We start from the raw sequence: 8,356 nt of genomic DNA on the forward strand, positions 1-8,356 counted from the left end.
CAGAAAGATTTACTGAATGCCAATCAAATTCAACTCGGTTTACAACAAGCTTTAGGAGATGAATTCAATGATCGTCAGCCATCCTATGCTCGTGCAAATAAAATAGATGAAAGATTAGGTCAAGATGTTAAGACCCATTCGTCAGTTATTTTTGGAGGTGATAAAAGTGTTTTATTGGCGGCACCAACAATAGCAAATGATCTAAAAATCGCAGGAAAATGTAAGACAGATAGTGAATGCAATAATATAGCAGCGCGTTTAAATATGGGAGAGAAAAAATATTTTATTGCATCGGAACAAGATTCAAAAAGAATACAAGCAGAAGTATTAATTACACAGTTAGGTGGTGATTTCAGAAACTATGTAAATAGTAATCCTGAAGTTAGAAATATGGTTATTCAACTACTAAACAATGCACAGAAAGAACCAGCAGTAGATATTAGCCAATTATATAATCTTGCTGAAGGCTTAGCGTATGTAAGAATGTACAAAGATTCAGGAGTGATGCCACCTAAAGGATTTATTTCTGCGTTAGGTGAAAGTCATAACCTAAATAAAGCATCAAAATTTGATGAAGTAATCAGAAAAAATTCGACAGCGTATCCACAGGATTTCGCGATAGATGATTTAAAAGTCCCAGGAAGACAAATTGATACAGCTCTGACTATAGCAGGCAATGTATTAACGGTAGCTGATATTGCTTTTATTGGTGCTAATGGATTAAAAGCTTTTACGGCAATGAAAGCGGCAAAAACAGCAGAAAAGGCTGAATTAGCTGCTGCAAAAGTAAGTAATAATTTTAATGCTGATTTACCGAATGTTTTAGATGGAAATCCTAATGCGCCTGCTGATTTTGCATTAGGAAATAAAAAGGCAGTGGATATAAATGCTGGAGTTAATAATCCACATTATGATAGTAAACATGGCGCTTATACCAGATTAGAGCAGCTGTACGAACGGGCTATGAAAGGTACTAATCCTCAAACTGGAGCTAAAGGAGCACCAGCTGACGCTTCGAAGTTTTTTAATTCTACAGACATGAAAACAGCAATTGATCAAGCTGAAACATTATATAAGCAGAATCCCGCAAAATATACTCAACATAATGGTTCAATTAGTGTAAATATTACATTTAGACGTCCAATAGGAGAGGGTTATATAGGCAATACTAAAGCAAATATTAAGTCTAATCAGCCTATTGGTGAATATCGGTGGAGTAATACAGCAACAGTAAATATTGATAGAAATACAGGGAAAGCTTTTACTGCATTTCCAAATGTAAAATTAGGAGTTACAAAGCCTGATCCATTAAAACTACGTTAAAAGGAATGTTAATATGATTGATGTAAGTCCAGAACATATAGAAAGATTAATAGATGGTAGTTGGAATCCTGATACTTTGGAATATTACCAGCAAGAAGATGATTTTTATAGTCTAGATTTTTCAAATAAAAAAGATGTATTTTACGCTATAAAAAAATGGTTATCTGTAGAATGGCACTCAGATCAGTGTAAGATACAGTTCCAAGAAGATTTAAGGTATTGTATTACCTCGAAAAAATGGGTGATAGGAAATGCTTTTTTGAATAATCTAGAAGGTAATACAAGTTTCTTAGAAAATCCTAATATAAAAAGTATATATTGGGATAATTGGGATAATTGGGATAACGAAGAAAAAAATTATTTTTATTTTTTATTAATGTTATGGAATGAATGGTTTAGTGAACCATTCGTACCTGCTGAACTTCCAATGTATAAAGAAAGAATTGATAGAGAATTTGTTGAATTTCCTCATATGCCTGAACTATGGGGAAAAGCTAAATACAAAGAATAAAATGAAGAATTTTCTTGTTAAGTTTCACCACTAAACTAAAAATGCAATAATAAAAACAGTAAAATTATTGCAGGTTCAACAGTAACAGGAGGATTAATTTTAGGCTCTGGAATTATTGGGTTGTTGGATGAAAAAGGTTCAGTACGAGTGTGGGTACATCGATCAAAGGAGAGAGTAAGGAGAGTTCATTCCACCCAAGTGGTCGTACAACGGTTGGTTTACAAAGTACAGGGAATGAAAAAGAGCAGTTAACTAAAGCGACAATGGGTCAAGGTAGTGAGACCAACACTACAACGACCAGTAACCGTGATATTAACAATACTCAAGAAATCACCCGAGACCAAGTGACAGGTTTATTGAACGGTTCAGTGACTGTAGACAATCGTTTACTGACGGAGAGTGGACGTGCTCAGATTATCCAAGAGCAGAAGGATTTACCGCAGAATGCTGAAATTATCGGAAAAATGACAGCAGCAGGTGTTGCAAGCTTAGGTGTTGCGACGGCTTCTTTAGCAAGTGATGATCAAAATATAGGGAAGGCATTTCAAACATTAATGAACCCTGCAAATACATTTGATTTTATTAAAAAAAATCCAGAAGCGGCTGCGATCTTAAACAAGTTTAAAAATGGTGAATTTAATGATGTAGAATCTGTAAAAAATGCTATGAATCAACTTGCCAGTGCCTTAGGTGTGAACGTTGATGTATTGACCACTACAATTACAGATGTCTACGGATTAAAAGGAACGACCGATAAAAATATTATAGCGATAGATGTTAATGGTGATAATCGTAAAACCAATATCGAAGTACTTGAACATGAAGTGAGCCATAACCAAGGGCTATCAAATGAGTTGTTGAGTCACTTATCAGGTAAAGCAGGAGAACTAGGTTCCACAGCAGGAATCACTTATAACAAAGCAGCTGTAGAATACTATCAAAAGCAAATTGGAGATGGTAATGATGTAAGTACACAATTAAATAATGATGTGATTCTAAACGGAAAACTGCATCGACTCCATTGAGATCGATAGGGGAACCTGTTTCTACTGGTTTTAATCATGTGCTTGATGATCATTTTGATGTAGCAATAGCAAAAAATAGATCAGTAGGTTTTCTGGATTATGGATTTACAATCATGCAGTCCCATAAAGTTTAGACAACAGACATTTAAGACTGTATGAACAGCGCCATTCTGAAACGATACATTACTCAATTTGGATGTTCTTTAGTGTCGAAAATGTTAATGCCCGTTGTTAGGAAAAATTGTATGATCGTAAGGAAAGAATTTAAAAATGCATACATTTGAGCTTTATGACTATAGAAAAAACCAGTGATGCAGGCATCTTTTTATGGATGGTTTATCAAACCATGCAAAAGATGAACATAGATGCTTCCGCTATTTTTGCCAGTGTACATCTCCCGGATCAGCCACCTGATAAATTCGTTCGTCGTGATAATTCTACTCAACAGCGTTTTTGGCAGGCCGCCGAAACCATCAGCCGTGATCAAAATATAGGTTTACATGTTGGTGTTAACATGCCTCCCTTTAGAGGGCAAGTTATAGAATATCTTTTTCTCAGTAGTCCCACATTTGGTGAGGGGTTGGAGAGAACATTAAAATATCAAGCATTGCTCACCAATGCCATGTCTTTCAAGTTGCAGCGTTATGATCAAACGAATACTCTTATTTCTGGTCTAAATCACTGTGTCAGACATTATTTGGAATGCGCATTTGGTATTCTGCTTAATTTTTTTAGATACATTACTGAAAATACATTTACCCCGACCGAAATCTGGTTGCCCTATACTGAGGGCGCAAAGGTTGAAGAATACAAAAAAGCATGGGGATGCGATATTAAACTCGGTCAAAATGATGGAGGTATTTTATTTAATTCAAAACTACTCTCACAACCATCACCGGCATATGAGCCCGAGTTGTTAAAAGTCCATGAATACCACGCGGCGTCACAACTTGAATTGTTAAAAAAGCATCAGATTATCGAACAAATCGAAAAAATCTTGGCAAACGGGTTGCTTGAATCAGGCGAGTTTGATCAAAACACCATTGCTGAACGTCTGAATCGTAGTGCCCGTAGTTTAAGAGCGGATTTACAACTGTTAAATACAAGTTATGAAAAAGTGATTGCACATTATCGAGAACGACTCGCTCGTCGTTTACTTTCACACACAAATGAATCTATTGACCAAATTGTATATCTCACTGGTTTCTCAGAACCCTCTGCTTTTTCTAGAGCATTTAAACGTTGGACTGGAGAATCACCAACTGCTTATCGTCAGCGTAAACAGTTTTAACTTGATTGTATAGGCAAGAGAAAAAGGTCATCTGAGTCAAAACGACTGTATATCTATCGTTTTAAAATCACGACATGATGTTTTATTAAGGTCGTTGATATGCTTGGTTTTCCTGTTGGTGTATTCGTTGCAAATGGTATGGAATGGTATTTTCATAAAGTCTGGTTACATGAATTTCCAATGAAAAATAGAAATAGCCCTTTTTTTACCCATATTGCTCATCATAAACGGGCTCGTTTAAATAGTTTTCATGATGCAGGCTATGCGGAGTCAATGTTTAAAAATTCTGAAATGTATAATGAAAAATCAGCATTAATTGCACTTGGTGTGGTTTCCACAGTTTTTGTGCCTGTTGCACCATTTTTTGCTATGGGGCTTTATTATGGGATCTGGAACTATTGGAAAATTCATGCCAAATCACACTTGGATCCAGAATATGCAAAAAAGCGTATCCCTTGGCATTACGATCATCATATGACAAGTAATCAAAATGCGAATTGGTGTGTAACTCGTCCTTGGTTTGACTACATTATGGGTACTCGTGTGATGACTGATGTTTCTGTAACCGAAACCAATCCACTCGGTATGCAGATGCCGGTATGGTTAGAAAAGCGGGTGAATAAGGTTGCACGAAGATTGTTGACTCAATCTTTTGCAAAAATTGAAACAAACACTCAACTTGATCAAAATAATTTACGTCAAGGCATCGAAGTTGCACTTTAGATCATGATTGTAAAGGGATGAGCGATTATGAATCTAAAAGGTTTTAATCGTTCATTTTTGAAAATATCCGTTTCACTTGGTTTATTTCAAATGGTCAAAGATAGCCTCTAATAGACTAAGATGACTGGATTTAATCAAAATGCTTTAAATCAGATAGCAAGGGTACGCTGATTGAATATTTGATATGAATGTTGATGAGGGTAAAGCATCATGTGACAACTGTGTTAAACACTGCTGCAATGCTTTTATCCGCTAAAAGTTTGAATCGGTTATCCTTTATTTTTGCGAGTGGCTCCAGTAATCCTAATCATAGTAAAAATTACATCTTATCAAGCTCATAAAGCTATAAAAGTGAAATCAACAAGAAAAAGAGAGAAATATAGATAGCAGCTTATAGGAGATCTAAAAGCATTCGGTGAAACGCGTATGAATTTGATTGAACGGACTTTCAACGGTTCATGTACTCAGTCTCATACAGAGTAATTTGATGCAATGAATCTTCATTTCAATTTCTTAGTTGCTCGTCTGACCATCGTTGCATACCAGCCCAGCAAAGAAGCGATACTTCACAAGATTTGTCGTCTGAAACAGCGTATTAAATTATGACGTTCTCTGGTTTCGTATTCTTTCCCTGATGAAAGCACCGCATGGGGCTGCTTAACTGAAATCATCTGCCAACAGTCTTTTGCATCATTCGTAGAGTGAAGTGAAATTTTCCTCATTAAACTGCATTGAATCTCTGTATCTGAATAGATTGTCACGCTCCTTATTTGCCTTTCGATTCGACCGACCATTATGTGTTGGAAACCAACCAAATGCTGATGTTTTGGCGACTTATCAAAGGTGGCTCTAAGAAACCCCATTTGTCCTTTGAGAGATTTTAAAGAGGCGGGTTTATTCATTTGAAAAATTATATTGCTCCAACAGGCTTGCTGAATAGATTTATACAACATGATTAAAAGAAAAATTTTACTTACATTTTAATGTCTTATTTGTGGATAGCGTAAATAATCAAAAAATGTTCTTTTTTAACATATGTGCATATTGCACATAATTTATCTTGATGATAAATTGATCACAGTTCTACATGAATTGTTGTTGCAAGTTGTCACACTCGTATTAAAAGTAATTGTTTGAACTAGAAGTTAATCTGACAAATTTTTAAAAAAAGGAAAATAAAATGAATAAGATATATCGGTTAATTTGGAATGAAGTTCTGGGCGTATGGGTTGCAGCATCAGAATTATCTAAAACAAAAGGGAAGCGTAGTTCAGGTAGTCATCATTCACACGTAGATCTTGGTCATTCATCTGACAAACCTAAACTTGTTCAAGCTATTGGTATTTCACTAAGTGCTATCTTTTCTAGTGTTCTGATATCGAATGGTGCATTTGCTGCCGGTAGTGCCGATATCGGAGCATCAACAGTGAATGGGACTATTGGACCGAGCAATAACTGTGTTAGTCAAGGAGCAACCAATGGTACAAATGTTGTTCCGTGGACATGTCTTGGTCAAACTGCAACAGGTGGTTTTACTCTTATTAACGGGGTGCAAGCCAATGCAACAAATGTTGCTCAGACTAATCTAGATACAAGGGCTTCTGGGCAAAAAGCAGTTGCAATAGGTTTTATTGATACAACTGCTTCGGGTACTAATAGTTTGGCAATTGGTGAAACTGCAAATGCTTTGGGTAAAAATGCCGTTGCTATTGGTAAAAATGTTACGGCAGATAAGTCTGATATAAATGAAGACTTGTCTAACAATGTCGCTATTGGAGCATATAGCATTGCTACTACGAAAAGTAGTGAATCTACAGAAGGTTCTGGGGGGGCGGTATCGATTGGATATAAAGGAATTTCAAATGGTGTTGGAGCTGTAGCGATAGGTTCATCAAATACAGCGGAGGGTGATGGTGCCGTAGCAGTCGGTCGGATAAATAATGCAATTGGAAGCGGCACTATTGCATTAGGGGATAGTGGCACTGCAAATGGATATCGAGCAGTATCCGTAGGTTCAGCAGCTCAAGCTGTTGGGAATTCTACGTTGGCTTTTGGCGATAGCACTACAGCAAGTGGTCAGAGTGCAATCGGTATAGGGCGGGTTGCAAATGCAGGTGCTGATTATTCAATCGCTATGGGCGATTTTGCACAGGCATTGTCTTTTGCTGGTTTAGTTATAGGTCGTGGGGCACTTGTAGATGCCAATTCGGCTAGTTCGATTGCTCAAGGTTCAGAAAGTAAGGTAATTAATGCTCAAAAAGCAATTGCAATAGGGAATCAAAGTATAGTCAATGCACGTTTTGGTGGTATTGCTATTGGTGATAATGCTCAAGTAATCGTTGGTAGTAATGTAAATGATGTGTATGGGCAACAAGGTTCTATAGCAATAGGCCAAAATGCAAAATCATTGGGCGGTAGTGAAGTCATTATTGGAGTTAATGCTGGTCAAAATTCCCAACGTTATGATGATAATACTATTGATAATCGATATGCTTCAGATAGTGTTATGTTAGGTAGCCAAGCTGGACGTAATTCTCAATACCTATATGCGACCTATCTTGGTGATGAAGCTGGTCGTAACAGTATTGGTAAACACAATAGTTATGTTGGACAAAATGCTGCAAGATGGAGGACAGGGAGCTGGAATACTGCTTTAGGTAGTAATGCTCTAGTGGGAATTAATAATACTACAAATTCTACTGGTAATGGCAATACTGCCATTGGTACTGCCTCAGGTGCTGTATTAGAAGGAAATAATAATACCTTAACGGGTATGAATAGCGGTAGAAATCTAATAGGGAATTACAATTCCGTATTTGGTGACTCAGCAGGTTCTGGATTACAGGGAAATAATAATATTACTATTGGTAGCCTTGCGGGTGTGAACTCTAAAGGTAATGATAATGTAATTTTAGGCTCAAATTCTAATATAGGGGTAAATACTAGTAGAACTGTAAGCATTGGAACAAATACGATCGCGAATAAAGAAGATTCAATTGCTTTAGGGGCAAATGCAAATACTTACACTGATGCGACGCAAGAGTCAGAGGCAAATTTAAATGGTTTGACCTATGGGAATTTTGCAGGGCAAGTTACAAATACAGGAATGCAATTATCGGTTGGTTCAGTGGGAGTCGAACGTCAAGTTAAGAATGTGGGTGCAGGAGCGATATCTGCAACGAGTACAGATGCAATTAATGGGAGTCAGTTATATGCAACGAATAATGTATTAGGCAATGTTGCCAATAGTACAATCAATATTTTGGGAGGTGATGCTGGTTTAAATAGTGATGGCACGCTTTCAATGAGCAATATTGGTGGTACTGGACAAAATACAATTGATTCAGCAATAGCAGCGTCAAGAACAGAAGTTGCGGCAGGCACCAACGTTACTGATGTAGTTAAAACCACAGGTACAAATGGTCAAGACATTTATACCGTTAATGCGCAAGGCACTACCGCTTCGGCAGGCTCAAGTGCAGT

The 8,356-nt window shown here is 37.0% G+C and carries 6 protein-coding genes; all 6 read left to right on the top strand.

Going from position 1 to position 8,356, the window contains the following annotated elements; genetic code table 11:
• Positions 1-1,323: hypothetical protein (locus IMO47_RS10120; RefSeq protein WP_196077890.1), on the top strand; the 1,323-nt coding region annotated here is incomplete at its 5' end.
• 13 nt (positions 1,324-1,336) lie between these two features.
• Entirely contained in the window at positions 1,337-1,834 is a 498-nt protein-coding gene (locus tag IMO47_RS10125) for a hypothetical protein (RefSeq protein ID WP_151807056.1), read from the top strand.
• 149 nt (positions 1,835-1,983) lie between these two features.
• A complete protein-coding gene (locus IMO47_RS19615; protein WP_227552395.1) occupies positions 1,984-2,859 on the top strand; it encodes a hypothetical protein in 876 nt (291 codons plus the stop codon).
• 289 nt (positions 2,860-3,148) lie between these two features.
• Positions 3,149-4,150, top strand: coding sequence for an AraC family transcriptional regulator (locus tag IMO47_RS10135; protein ID WP_196076657.1), 1,002 nt, complete (start codon positions 3,149-3,151; stop codon positions 4,148-4,150).
• A 99-nt stretch (positions 4,151-4,249) separates the two neighbouring features.
• On the top strand, positions 4,250-4,873 hold the full coding sequence (locus tag IMO47_RS10140; protein WP_196076658.1) for a sterol desaturase family protein: 624 nt from the start codon (positions 4,250-4,252) through the stop codon (positions 4,871-4,873).
• Positions 4,874-6,053: 1,180 nt separating this feature from the next.
• The coding region (locus IMO47_RS10145; protein ID WP_277922761.1) for an ESPR-type extended signal peptide-containing protein at positions 6,054-8,356 on the top strand (2,303 nt) is incomplete at its 3' end.

It is taken from the genome of Acinetobacter sp. Res13-Abat-PEC15-P4-01 (assembly GCF_015676285.1).
GTDB classification, from domain to species: domain Bacteria; phylum Pseudomonadota; class Gammaproteobacteria; order Pseudomonadales; family Moraxellaceae; genus Acinetobacter; species Acinetobacter nematophilus.